18 protein-coding genes are annotated in these 17280 nt (G+C 72.5%); 3 read left to right on the top strand and 15 right to left on the bottom strand.

Annotation, left to right across the window (positions count from 1 at the left end; genetic code table 11):
* The 11 genes from ACIOD1_RS15980 to ACIOD1_RS15930 form a co-directional block, all read right to left on the bottom strand.
* Complete coding sequence (locus ACIOD1_RS15980) at positions 1-1131, bottom strand: aliphatic sulfonate ABC transporter substrate-binding protein (RefSeq protein WP_401902765.1); 1131 nt, start codon at positions 1129-1131, stop codon at positions 1-3.
* 214 nt (positions 1132-1345) lie between these two features.
* Positions 1346-2695 carry a sulfate adenylyltransferase subunit 1 gene (locus tag ACIOD1_RS15975; RefSeq protein WP_401902762.1) on the bottom strand — a complete coding sequence of 450 codons (1350 nt, stop codon included), beginning with the start codon at positions 2693-2695 and terminating at the stop codon, positions 1346-1348.
* Between the two features lies 1 nt (position 2696).
* Positions 2697-3638: a sulfate adenylyltransferase subunit CysD gene (cysD, locus tag ACIOD1_RS15970; RefSeq protein WP_365616728.1), complete on the bottom strand. Its 942-nt coding sequence runs from the start codon at positions 3636-3638 to the stop codon at positions 2697-2699.
* Positions 3635-4234 carry an adenylyl-sulfate kinase gene (gene cysC / locus ACIOD1_RS15965; protein WP_365616730.1) on the bottom strand — a complete coding sequence of 200 codons (600 nt, stop codon included), beginning with the start codon at positions 4232-4234 and terminating at the stop codon, positions 3635-3637. The genes cysD and cysC overlap by 4 nt, the downstream gene beginning before the upstream one ends.
* Positions 4234-4941: a phosphoadenylyl-sulfate reductase gene (locus ACIOD1_RS15960; protein ID WP_401902757.1), complete on the bottom strand. Its 708-nt coding sequence runs from the start codon at positions 4939-4941 to the stop codon at positions 4234-4236. Before ACIOD1_RS15960 ends, cysC begins: the two co-directional genes overlap by 1 nt.
* Complete coding sequence (locus tag ACIOD1_RS15955; protein WP_365616734.1) at positions 4938-5117, bottom strand: hypothetical protein; 180 nt, start codon at positions 5115-5117, stop codon at positions 4938-4940. Before ACIOD1_RS15955 ends, ACIOD1_RS15960 begins: the two co-directional genes overlap by 4 nt.
* A complete protein-coding gene (locus ACIOD1_RS15950) occupies positions 5114-6820 on the bottom strand; it encodes a nitrite/sulfite reductase (protein ID WP_365616736.1) in 1707 nt (568 codons plus the stop codon). Before ACIOD1_RS15950 ends, ACIOD1_RS15955 begins: the two co-directional genes overlap by 4 nt.
* Before the next feature lie 216 nt (positions 6821-7036).
* The gene (locus tag ACIOD1_RS15945; protein WP_312847410.1) at positions 7037-7120 is read right to left on the bottom strand and encodes a putative leader peptide; all 84 of its coding nucleotides are present in this window, start codon (positions 7118-7120) and stop codon (positions 7037-7039) included.
* A gap of 269 nt (positions 7121-7389) precedes the next feature.
* Positions 7390-7956: a GNAT family N-acetyltransferase gene (locus ACIOD1_RS15940; RefSeq protein ID WP_365616738.1), complete on the bottom strand. Its 567-nt coding sequence runs from the start codon at positions 7954-7956 to the stop codon at positions 7390-7392.
* A 5-nt stretch (positions 7957-7961) separates the two neighbouring features.
* Positions 7962-9227, bottom strand: coding sequence for a GAF domain-containing protein (locus tag ACIOD1_RS15935; RefSeq protein ID WP_365616873.1), 1266 nt, complete (start codon positions 9225-9227; stop codon positions 7962-7964).
* 373 nt (positions 9228-9600) lie between these two features.
* Positions 9601-11244 carry an acyl-CoA dehydrogenase family protein gene (locus ACIOD1_RS15930; protein ID WP_401902755.1) on the bottom strand — a complete coding sequence of 548 codons (1644 nt, stop codon included), beginning with the start codon at positions 11242-11244 and terminating at the stop codon, positions 9601-9603.
* 17 nt (positions 11245-11261) lie between these two features.
* On the opposite strand from ACIOD1_RS15930, the gene ACIOD1_RS15925 reads away from it, so the two are divergent.
* A complete protein-coding gene (locus ACIOD1_RS15925; RefSeq protein ID WP_365616742.1) occupies positions 11262-12377 on the top strand; it encodes a YihY/virulence factor BrkB family protein in 1116 nt (371 codons plus the stop codon).
* Between the two features lie 83 nt (positions 12378-12460).
* Entirely contained in the window at positions 12461-13210 is a 750-nt protein-coding gene (locus tag ACIOD1_RS15920) for a helix-turn-helix domain-containing protein (RefSeq protein ID WP_401902753.1), read from the top strand.
* Here ACIOD1_RS15920 and ACIOD1_RS15915 read toward each other — a convergent pair.
* Positions 13126-13542 carry a VOC family protein gene (locus ACIOD1_RS15915; protein ID WP_401902751.1) on the bottom strand — a complete coding sequence of 139 codons (417 nt, stop codon included), beginning with the start codon at positions 13540-13542 and terminating at the stop codon, positions 13126-13128. The genes ACIOD1_RS15920 and ACIOD1_RS15915 overlap by 85 nt on opposite strands.
* A gap of 391 nt (positions 13543-13933) precedes the next feature.
* On the opposite strand from ACIOD1_RS15915, the gene rsgA reads away from it, so the two are divergent.
* Positions 13934-15058, top strand: a complete 1125-nt coding sequence (gene rsgA, locus ACIOD1_RS15910) for a ribosome small subunit-dependent GTPase A (RefSeq protein WP_401902749.1) — start codon at positions 13934-13936, stop codon at positions 15056-15058.
* 148 nt (positions 15059-15206) lie between these two features.
* Here rsgA and ACIOD1_RS15905 read toward each other — a convergent pair whose 3' ends face one another.
* The 3 genes from ACIOD1_RS15905 to ACIOD1_RS15895 all read right to left on the bottom strand — a co-directional run bounded on the left by ACIOD1_RS15905 (position 15207) and on the right by ACIOD1_RS15895 (position 17162).
* Entirely contained in the window at positions 15207-15611 is a 405-nt protein-coding gene (locus ACIOD1_RS15905) for a PPOX class F420-dependent oxidoreductase (RefSeq protein WP_365616750.1), read from the bottom strand.
* Positions 15612-15674: 63 nt separating this feature from the next.
* A complete protein-coding gene (locus ACIOD1_RS15900) occupies positions 15675-16160 on the bottom strand; it encodes a DUF456 domain-containing protein (RefSeq protein ID WP_365616752.1) in 486 nt (161 codons plus the stop codon).
* A gap of 24 nt (positions 16161-16184) precedes the next feature.
* On the bottom strand, positions 16185-17162 hold the full coding sequence (locus ACIOD1_RS15895; protein ID WP_365616754.1) for a helix-turn-helix domain-containing protein: 978 nt from the start codon (positions 17160-17162) through the stop codon (positions 16185-16187).
* Positions 17163-17280 lie beyond the last annotated feature (118 nt).

Below are 17280 nucleotides of genomic sequence, written 5' to 3'. Positions count from 1 at the left end.
TTACTTGGCGCCGAGACCGGCGTCGGAGACCTCGGGCTTGCCGGCGGCCTTCAGCACCTTGTTCAGGAGCGAGAGGTCGTAGATGCCGGCCAGGTCGGGCTGCTCGATGAGCTTGGCCTTGACCGCCCAGTCGGACTCCGTCTTGAGGGTGGAGGCCAGCGGGTCGTCGGTGACGAGGATGCTCGTCCAGGCCGGGTCGATGACCTTCGCGTCGAGGGGCTTGCCGCTGTCCGCCGCGAGCTTGGCGTTGGCGGAGGCCTTCGCCTTGTCGGGGTTGGCGTTGATCCACTCGTTGGTCTTGACCGTGCCCTTCAGCACGGCCTCGACCACGTCCGCGTGCTCCTTGAGGAACTTCTGCGACACGATGATGTTCGTGATCACGAACTTCTTGTCGGGCCACAGGGCGGTCTCGTCGAGGAGGACGGTTCCGCCGTCGGAGACGAGCTTGGAAGCGGTCGGCTCCGGCACCCAGGCGCCGTCGATGGAGCCCTGCTTGAAGGCGTCCGGGGTGACCTTGTTGTCCGTGCGGACGACGGAGACGTCACCCTTGCCGGACTCCGGGTCGACCTTCCACCCCTTCTCGGCGATCCAGTTGAGGAACGCGACGTCCTGCGTGTTCCCCTTCTGCGGGGTGGCGATCTTCTTGCCCTTGAGGTCGTCCAGGGTCTTGATCTTGTCCGGGTTCACGACCAGCTTGACGCCGCCCGAGGCGGACCCGGAGATGATGCGGAGGTTGGAGCCCTTGGACTTCACGTAACCGTTGATCGACGGCGAGGGGCCGATGAAGCCGATGTCGAGAGAGCCGCCGTTGAGGGCCTCGATCTCGGACGGGCCGGCGTTGAAGGACTGCGGCTTGACCTTGGTGCCGTTCAGTTCCTTCTCGATCAGGCCTTCCTGGAGGCCGACCAGAGCGGTCGCGTGGGTCAGGTTCGGGAAGTACCCGATGCGGACCTCGGAGGCGGAGAGCTTCTTGGCGCCGTCGGCCGCCGCGGCGGGCGAGGCGTCCTTGGGCTCGTCCTTCTTGGCCTCGGAGCCGTAGCCGCAGGAGGCGAGGGCGCCGATCAGGAGCGGCAGGGCGGCAGCGGCGACGATGCTGCGGCGCAGGGTGGTGCGGGTACCGGTGGCAGGCACGGGAGGACTTCCTCTCGAAGCGTCATGGCGTCATGACGCGGGTCTTCGTCTATGGAGCGGGGACGGGTACGGCTGGTGGGGGGAGTGGGCGCGCAGGCAGTGCGCGTACGTCATCGCGCACATCGCGCCACCCCTCCCTGGCCGCTGCCGAGGGCGCCGCTGCCCACGCGGCCGCCCTCCTTCGCGAAGGTCGAGTAGATGTCGGGAAGCATGGTCAGAAGTCCCATCCCTCTTCGTCCGCCTGGACGGTGGTCTGGGCCTGGGAGGCGAAGGACTCGCCCGCCATGCCCGCCGCCAGGGTGGTTCCGTCGGCCGGATCGATCAGCAGGAACGATCCGGTGCGGCGCGAGTCGGCGTACGCGTCGAGCGCGAGGGGCTCGGCGGTGCGGACGACGACGCGGCCGATGTCGTTGGCCACCAGCTGCCCGGGGTTCGGGTGCTGGGACAGGTCGTCGAGGGTCAGCCGCGAGGGGATCTCCTTGACGATGGCCTTGACCGTGCGCGTCGTGTGCTTGATCAGCACCCGCGCGCCCACGACCAGGGGCTGGTCGGCCACGTGGCAGACCGTCGCGACGACGTCCTGCGTGGTGGCCGGCGTGCTCGCGGACGGCGCGATCAGGTCGCCGCGCGAGATGTCGATGTCGTCCTTGAGGCGCAGGGTCACCGACTGGGGGGCCCAGGCGATGTCCACGCTCTGGCCGAGCGCGTCGATGCGCGCGATGGTGCTGGTGCGGCCGGACGGCAGGACGGTGACGGCCTCGCCGACGCGCAGCACGCCGGAGGCGATCTGGCCGGCGTAGCCGCGGTAGTCCGGGTGCTCCGCCGACTGGGGGCGGATCACGTACTGGACCGGGAAGCGGGCCGGGCAGGCCGTCAGGTCGTGGCTGACGGGGACCGTCTCCAGGTGCTCCAGCACCGTCGGGCCGCCGTACCAGTCCATGTTCGCGGACGGCTCGACCACGTTGTCCCCGGCCAGGGCCGAGATCGGGATCGCGGTGATCTCCGGGACGCCGAGGTCGGAGGCGTAGGCCGTGAACTCCTCGGCGATCTTCGCGAAGACGGACTCCCGGTACTCGACCAGGTCCATCTTGTTGACGGCGAGGACCACGTGCGGGACGCGCAGCAGGGCGGCGACGGCCGCGTGCCGGCGGGTCTGCTCGATGACGCCGTTGCGGGCGTCGACGAGGACCACCGCGAGGTCGGCGGTGGAGGCACCGGTGACCATGTTGCGGGTGTACTGCACGTGCCCGGGGGTGTCGGCGAGGATGAACCGGCGCCGGGTGGTCGCGAAGTAGCGGTAGGCCACGTCGATGGTGATGCCCTGCTCGCGCTCGGCACGCAGGCCGTCGGTGAGGAGGGCGAGGTCGGGCGTGTCCTGTCCGCGCTTGGCCGAGGCGGCCTCCACGGCCTCCAACTGGTCGGTCAGGACCGACTTGGAGTCGTGCAGGAGCCGTCCCACCAGGGTGGACTTGCCGTCGTCGACGGAACCGGCGGTCGCGAAGCGCAGCAGGGTGGTGGCGGCGAGGTCGGCCAGGCCGGCGCCCTGCTCGGTGGTGCTGGTCATCTTAGAAGTACCCTTCGCGCTTGCGGTCTTCCATCGCGGCCTCGGACATCTTGTCGTCGGCGCGGGTGGCGCCCCGCTCGGTGAGGCGGGAGGCGGCGATCTCGGTGATGACCGCGTCGAGGCTGGTGGCGTCGGAGTCCACGGCGCCGGTGCAGGACATGTCCCCCACCGTGCGGTAGCGGATCAGACGGGTCTCGGGGACCTCGCCCTCCTTGGGGCCGCCCCACTCGCCGGCCGTCAGCCACATGCCGTGGCGCAGGAAGACCTCGCGCTCGTGGGCGAAGTAGATCTGCGGGAGTTCGATGCCTTCGCGGGCGATGTACTGCCACACGTCCAGCTCGGTCCAGTTGGACAGCGGGAAGACCCGGACGTGCTCGCCGGGGGCGTGCCGGCCGTTGTAGAGCTGCCACAGTTCGGGGCGCTGGCGACGGGGGTCCCACTGGGAGAACTCGTCGCGCAGGGAGAACACGCGCTCCTTGGCGCGGGCCTTCTCCTCGTCGCGGCGACCGCCGCCGAAGACGGCGTCGAACCTGAGCCGCTGGATCGCCTCGGTGAGGGGGACGGTCTGGAGCGGGTTGCGGGTGCCGTCGGGGCGCTCGCGGAGCTTGCCGGCGTCGATGTACTCCTGGACGGAGGCCACGTGCAGGCGCAGTCCGTGCTCGGCCACCGTGCGGTCGCGGTACTCCAGGACCTCGGGGAAGTTGTGCCCGGTGTCCACGTGCAGCAGCGTGAAGGGGACCGGCGCCGGGGCGAAGGCCTTCAGCGCCAGGTGGAGCATGACGATGGAGTCCTTGCCACCGGAGAAGAGGATCACCGGCTTCTCGAACTCGCCCGCCACCTCGCGGAAGATGTGCACGGCCTCCGATTCGAGGGCGTCGAGGTGCGACAGCGCGTACGGCGCGTCGGAACCGGAATCGGTGTGCAGGTGTGCGGCGGTGGTCATGCCAGACCCCTCTCGGTGAGCAGCGCGTGCAGGGCCGAGGCCGACTCCCGCACGGTCTGCGTGTGCGACTCGATACGGAGGTCCGGGGACTCCGGCGCCTCGTACGGGTCGTCGACCCCGGTCAGACCGGAGATCTCGCCCGCCGCCTGTTTGGCGTACAGGCCCTTCACGTCCCGCTCGGAGCACACCTCGACCGGGGTCGCGACGTGCACCTCCAGGTAGGTGGTGCCCTCGGTGGCGTGCCGCTTGCGGACGGCCTCGCGGCTGTCGGCGAACGGCGCGATCACCGGCACCAGGGCCTTGACCCCGTTGCTCGCGAGCAGTTCGGCGACGAAGCCGATCCGCTGCACGTTGGTGTGCCGGTCCTCACGGGTGAAACCGAGACCGGCCGAGAGGAACTCGCGGATCTCGTCCCCGTCGAGCACCTCCACCCGGTGTCCCTCGTCGCGCAGCCGTTCGGCCAGCGCGTAGGCGATGGTGGTCTTCCCTGCGCTGGGCAGCCCGGTCAGCCACACCGTGGCGCCCTGGTCGCTCACGCTCATCTGCTTCTTCTCCGTAAGGTCTTCGTGCCGTTCGCGGTCTTCGCGCGTCGTCATCAGCCGTGCAGTCCGCACTCGGTCTTGCCCCGTCCGGCCCACCGGCCGGCGCGGGCGTCCTCGCCCTCCGCCACGCGGCGGGTGCAGGGAGCGCAGCCCACCGAGGCGTAACCGTCCATCAGGAGGGGGTTGGTGAGCACGCCGTGCTCGGCGACGTACGCGTCCACGTCGTCCTGGGTCCAGCGGGCGATCGGCGAGACCTTCACCTTGCGGCGCTTCTCGTCCCAGCCGACGACCGGGGTGTTCGCCCGGGTCGGGGACTCGTCGCGGCGCAGGCCGGTCGCCCAGGCGTCGTAGGCGGTCAGTCCCTCTTCGAGGGGCTTGACCTTCCGCAGCGCGCAGCACAGGTCGGGGTCGCGGTCGTGGAGCTTCGGACCGTGTTCGGCGTCCTGCTCGGCCACCGTCCGGCGGGGGCTCAGCGTGATGACGTTGACGTCCATCACCGCCTCGACCGCGTCACGGGTGCCGATGGTCTCCTCGAAGTGGTAGCCCGTGTCCAGGAACACCACGTCGACGCCGGGGAAGGCGCGGGAGGCGAGGTGGGCGACCACCGCGTCCTCCATGGAGGAGGTGACGCAGAACTTCGCGCCGAAGGTCTCGGCCGCCCAGGTGAGGATCTCCAGGGCGGAGGCGTCCTCCAGGTCGCGGCCCGCGCGCTCGGCCAGCTCCTTGAGGGTTTCCGTCCCGGTTGCCTGAACCGTCGTCATATCTCTTCGCCTCCGGGTCCGTTGGACTGAACGCCCCGGGCCAGCAGCCCGAGGTACTTCAGCTGGAAGGCTCGGTTGCATGCCCTGCATTCCCAGGCGCCGTGACCGGCCTCGTTGGGGAAGAGGTCCTCGTCGCCGCAGTACGGGCAGTAGAAGGGTGCGGCGCGCTCGCTCATGACAGGCTCTCGTCGTTCGCACGGGTGACCCAGGAGGCGAAGCGCTCGCCGTCCTCGCGCTGGTCCTGGAAGCGCGTGACGACCCGCTCGACGTAGTCGGGCAGACCGGCCGCGGTGACCTTGAGGCCGCGGACCTTGCGGCCGAAGCCGGCCTCCAGGCCGAGGGCGCCGCCCAGGTGGACCTGGTAGCCCTCCACCTGGTTGCCGTCCTCGTCCAGGACCAGCTGGCCCTTGAGACCGATGTCCGCCACCTGGATGCGGGCGCAGGCGTTCGGGCAGCCGTTGATGTTGATGGTCAGCGGCTCGGCGAACTCCGGCAGGCGGCGCTCCAGTTCGTCGATCAGCGAGGCGCCGCGCGCCTTCGTCTCGACGATGGCCAGCTTGCAGAACTCGATGCCGGTGCAGGCCATCGTGCCGCGGCGGAACGGGGACGGCTTGACCCGCAGGTCCAGCGCCTCCAGGGCCGCGACCACGGAGTCGACCTGGTCGGCCTCGATGTCGAGCACGATCATCTTCTGCTCGGCGGTGGTGCGCAGGCGGCCGGAGCCGTGCCGCGCGGCCACGTCCGCGATCTTGGTCAGGGTGGCGCCGTCCACGCGGCCGACGCGGGGCGCGAAGCCCACGTAGAAGAGGCCGTCCTGCTGCTGGTGGACGCCGACGTGGTCGCGCCACTGGCCGGAGGGCTGCTCGGGCGCGGGGCCGTCGGTGAGCTTGCGCTCCAGGTACTCGTCCTCCAGGACCTGGCGGAACTTGACCGGGCCCCAGTCGGCGACGAGGAACTTCAGCCGGGCGCGGGTGCGCAGGCGGCGGTAGCCGTAGTCGCGGAAGATCGAGATGACGCCCTCGTAGACGTCCGGGACCTCGTCGAGGGAGACCCATGTGCCCAGGCGCACGCCGAGCTTGGGGTTGGTGGAGAGGCCGCCGCCGACCCAGACGTCGAAGCCGGGGCCGTGCTCGGGGTGGTTCACGCCGACGAAGGCGATGTCGTTGATCTCGTGCGCCACGTCGAGCAGCGGCGAGCCGGAGATCGCGGACTTGAACTTGCGGGGCAGGTTCGAGAAGTCGGGGTTGCCGACGATGCGGCGGTAGATCTCGTCGATGGCGGGCGTGCCGTCGATGATCTCGTCCCGGGCGATGCCGGCGACGGGCGAGCCGAGGATCACGCGGGGGGTGTCACCGCAGGCCTCGGTGGTCGACAGGCCGACGGCCTCCAGGCGGCGCCAGATCTCGGGGACGTCCTCGATCCGGATCCAGTGGTACTGCACATTCTGGCGGTCGGTGAGGTCGGCGGTGCCGCGCGCGAACTCCTCGGAGATCTCGCCGATGACGCGGAGCTGCTCGGTGGTCAGCCGGCCGCCGTCGATGCGGACGCGCAGCATGAAGTACTTGTCGTCCAGCTCCTCCGGCTCCAGGATCGCGGTCTTGCCGCCGTCGATCCCGGGCTTGCGCTGGGTGTAGAGGCCCCACCAGCGCATACGGCCGCGCAGGTCGTTGGGGTCGATCGAGTCGAAGCCCGCCTTGGAGTAGATGTTCTCGATGCGCGCCCGCACATTGAGACCGTCGTCGTCCTTCTTGAACTGCTCGTTGCCGTTGAGGGGCGTGTGGTGTCCGACGGCCCACTGGCCCTCACCGCGGTGACGACCGGTCTTGCGGCGCGCTGCGGCTGCGGGTGCGGCTGCGGGCGTTTCGGGAGTGGCGGCCATGGGGGGTACGTCCTTCTTCAACGGCTCAAGGCAGGGCAGGGGAGAGCGGCGGCGAGCCCCTGTCACGCCGGCGTCTTCGAGCAGGTGCGGCAGATCGCCACCCTTTGACCGGTTTTGCCGGTGAGGAGGGCGGTATTCGGCCTTCAAGGGGCTTACGGGGCCCGACGGGTCCGCTGTGGCGGGGACGCGGTCGGGGTGCGGCGGTGGCTGGTTCCGTCAGCGCGCCGGACAGATGGCGCTGGACATGCGGCCGAGGTCGACGTGTCGTCGACTCACCAAGGCAATTCCAGCTCCATTCATGGCGGAAGCGTGTCATGTGCCGATTGGAGGAGTCCACTACTGTCCACGATGCGGACGAACTCGTCCCGAATCTTGGGACGGGGTGACCGGGGTCACGCGGGAGCGCTCCTCGCGCGGGGCACGGGCGGGGTCCCGGACCCCCTCGTCACGCCACCCGCGGTGCCCCCGCCGGGCCGGAACGCACGGCCGTGTCGCCCGGCCCGGGGCCCGGGGGCGTGGCCGGATCCGATTCCCTCCCGGCCGGGGGGACCGGATCCGAAAGAGCCGGCCTACGCGCCCGACCAGGGCCCCGGGGTGGGGGTGAGGGGCTTCTCCTCGGTCTGCGTCCTGAAGACCTGGAACCCGCGCCGCTGGTAGTTGGCCATCGCCGTCGGGCCGTCCTGGCTGCAGGTGTGGACCCACACCCGGCGGGTCGGCTCCCGGTCCTCGGGCCAGCGCGAGGCCAGGTCCCAGGCGCGCTCCACGCCGAAGGTCAGGAGGTGCCCGCCGATGCGCCGACCCCGGAAGTCGGGGAGCAGCCCGAAGTACATGATCTCGACCACGCCGTCGGGCTGCGGGTCCAGCTCCACGTACCCCGCCGGGGTGCCCCGGTCGTACGCCACCCACGTCTCCACACCGGGACGCCCGAGCTGCTCCACCCACTGCGCGCGGGTCAGCGACAACCGGTCCGTCCAGTGGATGTCGCCGCCCACCGAGGCGTACAGGAAACGGCTGAACTCCGGCGAGGGGACCTCCGCGCGCTCGATCCGCACCTCGGGGCCGGGCGCGGCCGCCGGGACCAGATCCTGGAGGGAGGACATTTCGAGGGACCAGGTGGTCAGGGTGATGGTGCTCATGCCGTTCAGGGAACCACGCCGGGCCCGCCGGGACCCACGCGGGCCCGGATCACCGCCGGCGCCGTGGAGTGGGGGAGCAGCCGCGCCGGGTCCGGGGGCCGGATCAGCTCGACCTCCACGTCCTCGGCGAAGCGGTACGGGCGGTGGGCCAGCACCCCGCCGAGGTGGCGGCGGACGCGGGACAGCTCCGCGCGCACCGTCACGGTGCGGCCGGCGTCCCCGAACACCTCCGCGGCCAGCTCGGCCGCCGACCGCCCCCGCGGGCTCTCCGCCAGCAGGAAGAGCAGCTCCGCGTGGCGCGGGCTCAACTCCCGGGACCAGCTGCCCGCGGCCCCGTACACCGTCGCCGACCACGCCCCCGGCCGGCTCAGGTCCAGGACGACCCGGCTCACGGCCCCCGTCGCGGCCGGCGGCTGCGCGATCCGCAGCAGCCAACCGCCGGGCAGCGGCTCCGCCACGCACTCGCCGAGCTGCGGGATCCACACCCGGCCCGCCGCGAGCGCCTTCGGCAGCGCGACCCGCTCCGCCGGCGCCAGCCCCGTCACCGCCGCCGTCCAGCCGTGCGGGTCCACCGCGACGGCCCGACCGGGCAGCCGGGCCAGCAGCGGGGCCGCCACGGTGCGCAGCCGCTCCAGGGACTCCAGGTGGCGCACCCGCAGCTCGCGCTCGGCGAGGCGGGCCACCGAGCTGACCCAGGCCAACGTCGCGGGGTGCATGGTGGCCAGGGGTCCGCTCACGTCGACCACGCCCAGCAGCCGCCCGTCACGGGGGTCGTGCACGGGGGCTCCGGCGCAGGTCCAGTCGTGGTGGCTGGAGACGAAGTGCTCCGCCGAGAACACCTGGACGGGGCGCCGCGCCACCAGGGCGGTGCCCACCCCGTTGGTGCCGACCACGCCCTCCGCCCAGTCCGCCCCCACCGCGAAGCCCAGCCGGTCCGCCTTGCGCAGGATCGAGCGGTGCCCCTCCCGCCACAGCAACCGGCCGTCCGCGTCGGCGACGACCATGATGTGCAGGGCCTCGTCCAGCGCGGGCAGCAGCCCCTCGCGCAGCATCGGGAGCACCTCGCGCAGCACCGAGACCTGCCGCCGCTCCTCCGTCTCGGCGGCCGACAGCAGCCGCGAACGGGCGTCCCGGTCGGGGTGCACCCCGCGCGCCAGCATCCGCCGCCAGGACTCGGCGATCTCCGGACGGACCGCGGTCGGCGGGCGGTCCCCGGCCAGCGCGGCGGCCCGTACCCCCTTGAGCAGACGCGCCGCCTGCCGCGCGTCCATGGCCGAGATGCGGGCCACATCGGCCGTACCGCCTGAGGTGTGGGCCACCGGAACCTCCCCGTGCTGAACAGGACGTACTGCGCGAGCCGCCCGCCGCGCCGTGCGCGCCCTTCCCCGGGCGCGCGCGACGGGCGGCTTCCGATCCGAGGACCGCAGGGTTGCAACGGTATGCAACTCTCGCCAACCCCCGGTCACCCGACCGAAACTATCGCCACGCCGCGAGCGGCGTGCAGCTCCTTCCTCGGGGCTTCTCGGATCGTGGGTGGTGCCGAGTCGGCGCGGCGCCACCCCGGTCCCACCACTACGGGCCCGGATCCCGGTGCCGGACGGTTTGGGGACCGCTCCCGACCCGCGATCCGCGCCCGTGCCACGGTCACCCCGTGATCCGCGCCCGTGCCACGACCGCCCCCAGGTCCAGGGTGTGCGGCAGCGTCCCGAAGGCCGCGCCCCAGTCACCGCCCAACCGCGACGCGCAGAACGCGTCCGCCACCGCCGGCGGGGCCCACCGCACCAGCAGCGAACCCTGGAGCACCAGCGCCATGCGCTCCACCACGCGCCGGGCCCGGGCCTCGATGCCGTCCAGGTCGGCCAGATCGGTCAGCAGGTCCTTGATCGCCGCGTCCAGACGGTGGTCGGCGCCCCGGGCCAGTCCGACCTCTCCGAGGAACGCGTGCAGCGCCTGCGGCTCCCGCTGGAGGGCCCGCAGCACGTCCAGGGCCTGGACGTTGCCCGACCCCTCCCAGATCGAATTGAGCGGGGATTCGCGCAGCAGGCGCGGCAGCCCGGACTCCTCCACGTAGCCGTTGCCCCCCAGACACTCCAGGGCCTCGGCGACCATCGGCGTACACCGCTTGGTCACCCAGTACTTCGCGGCGGGCACCGCGAGCCGCAGGAAGGCCCGCTCCTGCTCCGTCCCGGCGTCGTACGCGGCCGCGAGGCGCAGGGTCAGCACGGTGGCCGCCTCCGACTCCAGGGCGAGGTCGGCGAGCACGTTGCGCATCAGCGGCTGGTCGATGAGCACCGCTCCGAAAGCAGAGCGGTGCTCTGCGTGGTGGACGGCCTGGGTCAGCGCCTGTCGCATCAAGGAGGCCGAACCGATCACGCAGTCCAACCGGGTCGCCGCGACCATCTCGATGATGGTCCGCACCCCGCGCCCCTCCTCTCCCACCCGCCGCGCCCAGGTCCCGTCGAACTCCACCTCGCTCGACGCGTTCGACTTGTTGCCCAGCTTGTCCTTCAGCCGCTGGATCCCGAAGACGTTGCGCGTCCCGTCCTCCAGCACGCGCGGCACGAGGAAGCAGGTCAACCCCCCGGGCGCCTGCGCCAGCACCAGGAATCCGTCGCTCATCGGCGCCGAGCAGAACCACTTGTGCCCGGTCAGGAGGTACTCCCCGGAGGCGTCCAGGGGCACGGCCCGGGTGGTGTTCGCCCGGACGTCGCTCCCGCCCTGCTTCTCCGTCATCCCCATCCCGAAGAGCACCCCGCCCTTGTGCGCCGCCGGGCGCAGGCCCTCCTCGTAGACGTGCGAGGTCAACCGGGGCTCCCACTCGGCGGCCAGCGCCGGATCGGCCCGCAACGCCGGCACCGCGGCGTGCGTCATCGACACCGGACAGCCGTGCCCGGCCTCCGCCTGCGACCACACGAAGAAGCCCGCCGCGCGCCGCAGGTGCCCGGCCGGACGCCCCCAGGCGTCGGTGAGCCCCGAGGTCACCGCGTGCCCGAGCAACCGGTGCCAGGCGGGATGGAACTCGACCTCGTCGATCCGGTTGCCGTACCGGTCGTGCGTGCGCAGCACCGGCGGATTCTCGTTCGCCTGGCGACCCCACTCCTGGGCCTGCGCCGAGCCGGCGGCGCGCCCGAGCGTCGTGAGTTCCTCCCCGACCTCCTCGCGCAGTTCGGGGGCCGCGTCCGACAGATGGCGCTCCACCCCCTCGCGCAGGGCGTGATCGCCGAGGTAGACCTCGTGGCCGACCAGAGGAGGGGCCTGGTTGCTGACTGTGTGGGTGGTGGCTGCCATGCGGATACCGTAAGGACGTGCAGCCAGCAAAAGAAACACCCGAGCGGATCCCAGGACGGCTCCACCGGGCCCGCGCCCTCTACCGCAACGTCTCCAAGCGGAAGATGGCCTGGCTGCTCCTCAAAGACACCGTCAACTCGTGCATCGAGTACCGGATCCTCGGTCTCGCCGCCGAGGCGGCCTTCTTCACCCTGCTGTCGCTGCCCCCGCTCTTCCTCGGCCTGCTCGGCCTCCTGGGCTACGTGGACGGCTGGACGGAGACCAATTCGGTCGCCAGCATCGAGGAGAACATCCTGCGCGCGGTCGGCACCGTCCTGTCCGACCGGGGCGTCAACGACATCGCGAAACCGATGCTCGACGACGTCACCAGCCGCGGCCGGCCCGACCTCATCTCCCTCGGCTTCGCCTTCGCCCTCTGGTCGGGCTCCCGCGCCGTCAACGTATTCGTCGACACCATCACCGTCATGTACGGGCTCGACGGGCAACGGGGCATCGTCAAGACCCGGCTGCTCGCCTTCCTCCTCTACGTCATCGCCCTCGTGGTCGGGGCGATCCTGCTGCCGCTGATGGTCGTCGGCCCGGACGCGGTGGTCCGGCTGGTGCCCTGGGGGACCGAGCTGATCGCGGTCCTCTACTGGCCGACCGTCACCGTGCTCTCCATCGTCTTCCTCACCACCCTCTACCACGTGTCCGTCCCCGTGCGGTCGCCGTGGATCGAGGACGTGCCCGGCGCGCTCGTGGCCCTCGCGATGTGGGTGCTGGGCTCCTTCCTGCTGCGGATCTACCTGACCAACACCGTGGAGGGCCCGACCATCTACGGCTCCCTCGCCGCCCCCGTGGCGGTGCTGCTGTGGATCGGCATCTCCGCCTTCGCGGTGCTCGTGGGCGCCGCCGTCAACGCCGCCATCGACCGGGTCTGGCCCTCGGTGGCCACCGCCGCGGCCCGCGAGGCCAACGAGCGGGTACGGGAGGCCGAGGCCGCGCAACTGGTGGCGCGGGCGGCGGCCTGGCGGGCGCTGGCCGAGGGGGAGTCCGAGGACGACGAGGACGCCGGAATGCCCTCCGAGTTCCCCGAGCGCTGGTCGAAGTTCCTGCCGCCGGAGGACTACTCCTCCCGCCTGCGCAAGCACTGACCGCAGGGCCGGGGGGTACGGACCGCGGGGCCCGGGTAGGGGCCGCCCGGCGGGAGGTCGCGGACGCGTCGTAGCCTGGCGGTGTGTACGAGGAAGCGCCGTCGACGGTCGTGGCGGGGGCCGTGCTCTGGCGGGCCGAGGGCCCCGGGCAGGCCGTGCTGCCCGACGGGTGCATCGACCTCCTCTGGGCCCGGGGCCGCCTCCTGGTCGCCGGCCCCGACACCGGACCGCACCCCGCCGGAGAGGTCCCCGGCCGGGCCGTCGCCGGACTCCGCCTCGCCCCCGGGACCGCGCCCGCGCTGCTCGGCGTACCGGCCCACGCCCTGCGCGACCTGCGCGTGGACCTGGCCGACCTGTGGCCCGAGCGCCGGGTGCGGATCCTCGCCGAGAGGGTCGCCGGGTACGGGGACCCCCGCGCGGGACTGGAAGCACTGGCCGACTCCCTGGCCGCCGTCGCGGCGCCCCCCGACCCGCTGATCGAGCGGGTGGTGGCCGCACTGCGCGCCGGGCGGCCGGTGGCCGGCATCGCCGACGCCGTCGGCCTCGGCGAACGGCAGCTGCGCCGCCGCTCCCTCGACGCCTTCGGGTACGGCCCCCGCACCCTCGGCCGGGTGCTGCGCCTCCAGCGGGCCCTGACCCTGGCCCGGAGCGGACTGCCGCAGGCCGAGGTGGCCCACGCCGCCGGGTACGCCGACCAACCGCACCTCGCCCGCGAGGTCCGCGCCCTGGCCGGGACCACCCTGGGCGCCTACAGGGCCGCTTCGGAGGCGTCCGCGTCGGACGGGGCGAAGAGGGAGACCTCGCAGCCGTCCGGGTCCAGGACCACCGCGTAGCGCTGCCCCCAGACCGCGTCCCACGGCGCGAGCAGGCCGCCGTGGCCCGCCTCGGTCAGGGCCGCGTAGAGCGAGTCCACCTCGGCGGGGGAGTCGCACCGGAAGGCCAGCTCCCGGCGTCCGCTCCCGGTGGGCGGGGTCCAGGAGGGGTGGAAGGACCGCACGGTGTCCTCGGTGTCCCAGGCGATCCGGAGCCCACCGGGAAGGACGGCCTCCACGTGGGGCAGGGACGCGGCCTCGGCCGGGACGTCCAGGCCGAGGTGCCGGTAGAAGGCGAGCGAGGCGGCCATGTCGGAGACGACCAGGCCGATCATGTCGAGTCGTGGAGTCATGTCGGCAGGCTATGCACCGGCCCGGCCCGAGGTCTTGAAGGAAACGGACATCGCGCGCGCCGGCCCCGCCCCTTCGGCCCCCTCAGGATGGCCGATTTCCTCCCCTCCGGGCGGCCGAAAGAAATCCGGTGGTGCCGTCCGCGGGGACCGGGTTATCGTTTCGGTGTTCCGGGCCCGCGGCGATCCGCCGCCTCCGGAAGAGAGTCGCGTCGGCTCGTCGAGTACGCAGGAGGTGAGGACATTGATGAGTGTCACCGTGACGGGTGTTGCCCGCATTCAGGAGTTCACCATCGTTCCCACCCCTGTGGTCTCCGGCTGACCCCAGACCTGTCCGCGCGCCGCCGTCGAGCGGGTGCGCGTGCCGCCGGGACCACCCTGTGAAGGGTTTCCCTTGTCCCTCTCGTCCTCCTCCTTCTCCACCTCTCCTTCCTCCCCGTTCGCCGCGCACCCCCTCGCCTTCCTCGGCTGGGACGACGCGTGGGAGGCCGAATTCGCCCCGTACGCCGCGCAGGGACTCCTGCCCGGCCGGGTGATCCGGGTCGACCGCGGCCAGTGCGACGTGCTGACCGCGGACGGAACCGTCCGCGCCGACACCGCCTTCGTCACCCCGCACGACCCGCTCCGGGTCATCTGCACCGGTGACTGGGCGGCCGTCGAGGCGTCCGGCAACCCCCGCTACGTCAAGGCGTACCTGCCGCGTCGGACCGCCTTCGTGCGGTCCACCTCCTCGCAGCGTTCCGAGGGGCAGATCCTCGCCGCCAACGTGGACCACGCGATCATCGCCGTCTCCCTCGCCGTCGAACTCGACCTCGGTCGGATCGAACGCTTCCTCGCGCTGGCCTGGGAATCCGGTGCGCAGCCGGTGGTCGCCCTGACCAAGGCGGACCTGGTCCCGGACCCGGCCGTCCTCGGCCACCTGGTTCAAGACGTCGAGACGGCCGCCCCCGGCGTCGCCGTGCTCACCGTCTCCTCCCTCACCGGGGAGGGCACGGACGTGCTCGAAGCGGTCGTCGCCGGCGGTACGAGCGTCCTGCTCGGCACCTCCGGCGCCGGCAAGTCCACCCTGGCCAACACCCTGCTCGGGGCCGAGGTCATGGAGGTCCGGGCCGCCCGTGACGTCGACGGCAAGGGCCGCCACACCACCACCACGCGCAACCTGCTGGCCCTCCCGGGCGGCGGGGTCCTGATCGACACCCCCGGACTGCGCGGGGTGGGCCTCTTCGACGCAGAGGCGGGCGTGGGGCAGGTGTTCTCCGAGATCGAGGAGTACGCCTCCCGGTGCCGCTTCCACGACTGCGCCCACGAGGCGGAGCCGGGCTGCGCGGTCCTGGAGGCGCTGGCCACGGGCGAACTGTCCGACCGGCGGCTGGACAGCTACCGCAAGCTGCTGCGCGAGAACCAGCGGATCGTCGCCAAGACGGACGCCCGGATGCGCTCCGAGATCCGTCGGGACTGGCGCCTGCGGGCGGCCGAGGGGCGCGCCAACCACGCGGCCAAGCGCGGCGACCGCGTCTGACCCCGGCCGCGCCGTCCCGGGGGCCGTACGCCGCCCCCCGATGCGGCCCGGCACCGCCCGGCCCCCGGCGAACTCCGCCGGGGGCCGGGCCCGTTGTCCGCTCCGGGGCCGCACGGGTGTGCCGTACCGCCCCGGAGCGGGAACGCCCTCACTCCTCCAGGCCCCAGGTGTGGACCCGCTCCGGGTGGATCCGGATCACCTCCGGGCTGAAGTGCGGGCCCAGGGAGTGCGGGCCCGTCTCCAGGGTGGCGTGGCCGCGGATCTCGATGCCGCGGACCCGCCACGGGACCGTGCTCACCACGTCGTCCACCACCAGGGCCAGCCGCGGGTTGTGCCCGAGGTTGCGCCACTTCTTGGACGCGCCCATGGCCAGGCCGCCGACCAGGATCGTCCCGTCGTCCTGCGGGAAGAAGACGACCGGGTTGGCCTGCGGCTGCCCCGAGGGATCCACCGTCGCCGGCCGGCCCAGCCGCTGGGAGCGCAGGTAGGAGAGTTCGGCCTCGTCGAAGCCCTCGAAGGTGCCGTGTTCCGTCGGCGCGCTCTTGTCCGTCATGGGATCCAGGCTGCCGGCCGGACGGGCCCGTCGCATCGGGCCGCGGCCCGAGGACTTCCGGCCTCAGCCCCCCGCCAGCACCGCCCCCAGCCAGGCCGCCGCCACCACCAGGCAGGCGAACAGCTCCACCAGGACGCTCGTCCCCACCGACCGCATCACCGCCCGCACCGAGGCCCTTGCCTCGGCGTCCGTGCCCAGGCGGCGCCGCTCGCACAGGTAGAGGCCGCCCACGAAACCGGGGACCGCCCCCACCACCGGCAGGACGACGAAGCCGAGGAGCGCGCCGGCGCCCGCGTACACCGCCATGCGGGAATCGGCCCCCACCGGGCGCAGCCGCCTCGGCGGGAGCAGCGCCTTCACCACCTGCACCACCAACAGCAGCGCCGTTACCGCGGCCAGCAGCCCCCACGCCGTCGCGGACCGCTCGTGCAAGGTCCACCACAGGATCCCCGCCCAGACCAGCCAGGTCCCCGGGACACCCGGCACCATCACGCCCAGCACCCCGAGCGACAGCACCAGCCCCACCAGGAGCAGCTGAGGCAGATCCATCTGCCCAGCCTGCCCGACCAGGGGCTACCGGGCCACCCAGCCCCGTTCGTACGCGTGCCAGCCTAGCTGGAGACGCGTCGTCACCCCGGACAGCTCCATCAGCCCCTTCACCCGCCGCTGCACCGTCCGCAGGCCCAGCTCCAGGTGTTTGGCCACGCTCGCGTCCGTCATCCCCGCCAGGAGGAGGGAGAGGATCTCCAGGTCGGTGGTGTCGGGGCCGCCGTCCCCCTCCTCCGCGTACCCCGTCGCGCCCAGCCGCAGCGGCAGGGACTCCCGCCACACCGCCTCGAACAGCCCCCGCAGGGACTCCAACAGACCCGAGGCGTGCACCACCAGCGCGGCCGGTTCGGCGCCGCGGGCCGTGAGCGGGACCATGGCCAGGTTCCCGTCCGCGATCACCAGCTTCGTCGGCACCTCGCCCGTCACCCGGATGTGCTCCCCGCGTGCCAGGGCCGTCGAGGCCTCCCGGATGCCCGTCGGCAGGGCGAGCACCTCCCGTTCGATGACGACCCGGTACGCGACGCCCCGTACGGCGGCCCGTTCCTCCGCCTCGTTCTCCATCCCCGTCACCACCTGAGGCCGCCCGCTGACCAGGGCGCACACCTCCTCGACGGCGCCCAGCTGGAGCTGGTGGAAGCGGTGCGCCACCGCGCTCGCGCCCGTGACCACCTCCACCAGGTCGTGCACCGCCGGCTCGGCGGCCTCCACCCGGTACTCCTCGGCCAGCAGCGCCGCCGCCAGTTCCGCCTGCTCCAGCTCGTGCCGCTGCTGGGTGAGGAGGGCCCCCAGGGCCACTCCGGGCGGCGCCGCGACCCAACGCCCGGGGCGGGCCGAGGACTGCGCGGCCAGACCGTGCCGTTCCAGGTGGCGCAGGGCCCGCTCGGTCTGCGGCACCGCCAGCGTCAGCCGGTGCGCGAGGTCCGACACCTCCGCCGCGCCGAGCGCGACCAGCGCGCGGTAAGCCGACTCCTGACCCTCGTCCAGGCCTATCGCACCCAGCAACCCGTCCACCTCATTCTCCGAGCCGTTCCTGGCGGGAAGCGGCCACGGCGCAAACCCGCCGCGGACATCATCACCGCACCTCCCGCCTCTCTGCCAAGGTGACGCCACCGCAGCACCA

The organism is Streptomyces sp. NPDC088097 (assembly GCF_044741845.1).
Classification (GTDB): Bacteria; Actinomycetota; Actinomycetes; order Streptomycetales; family Streptomycetaceae; genus Streptomyces.
The sequence above is the reverse complement of the archived record's forward strand: the minus strand, read 5'-3'. Positions and strand labels throughout refer to the sequence as shown.

Excerpts from the sequence above, each read along its gene's own strand:
- ACIOD1_RS15940 (WP_365616738.1), bottom strand. The coding sequence starts at position 7,956 with ATGAGCACCATCACCCTGACCACCTGGTCCCTCGAAATGTCCTCCCTC.
- ACIOD1_RS15930 (WP_401902755.1), bottom strand. The coding sequence starts at position 11,244 with ATGGCAGCCACCACCCACACAGTCAGCAACCAGGCCCCTCCTCTGGTC.
- ACIOD1_RS15900 (WP_365616752.1), bottom strand. The coding sequence starts at position 16,160 with ATGGATCTGCCTCAGCTGCTCCTGGTGGGGCTGGTGCTGTCGCTCGGG.
- cysC (WP_365616730.1), bottom strand. The coding sequence starts at position 4,234 with ATGACGACGCGCGAAGACCGCGAACGGCACGAAGACCTTACGGAGAAG.
- ACIOD1_RS15960 (WP_401902757.1), bottom strand. The coding sequence starts at position 4,941 with ATGACGACGGTTCAGGCAACCGGGACGGAAACCCTCAAGGAGCTGGCC.
- ACIOD1_RS15975 (WP_401902762.1), bottom strand. The coding sequence starts at position 2,695 with ATGACCAGCACCACCGAGCAGGGCGCCGGCCTGGCCGACCTCGCCGCC.
- cysD (WP_365616728.1), bottom strand. The coding sequence starts at position 3,638 with ATGACCACCGCCGCACACCTGCACACCGATTCCGGTTCCGACGCGCCG.
- ACIOD1_RS15915 (WP_401902751.1), bottom strand. The coding sequence starts at position 13,542 with ATGACTCCACGACTCGACATGATCGGCCTGGTCGTCTCCGACATGGCC.
- ACIOD1_RS15945 (WP_312847410.1), bottom strand. The coding sequence starts at position 7,120 with ATGAATGGAGCTGGAATTGCCTTGGTGAGTCGACGACACGTCGACCTC.
- ACIOD1_RS15955 (WP_365616734.1), bottom strand. The coding sequence starts at position 5,117 with ATGAGCGAGCGCGCCGCACCCTTCTACTGCCCGTACTGCGGCGACGAG.
- ACIOD1_RS15935 (WP_365616873.1), bottom strand. The coding sequence starts at position 9,227 with ATGGACGCGCGGCAGGCGGCGCGTCTGCTCAAGGGGGTACGGGCCGCC.
- ACIOD1_RS15950 (WP_365616736.1), bottom strand. The coding sequence starts at position 6,820 with ATGGCCGCCACTCCCGAAACGCCCGCAGCCGCACCCGCAGCCGCAGCG.
- ACIOD1_RS15905 (WP_365616750.1), bottom strand. The coding sequence starts at position 15,611 with ATGACGGACAAGAGCGCGCCGACGGAACACGGCACCTTCGAGGGCTTC.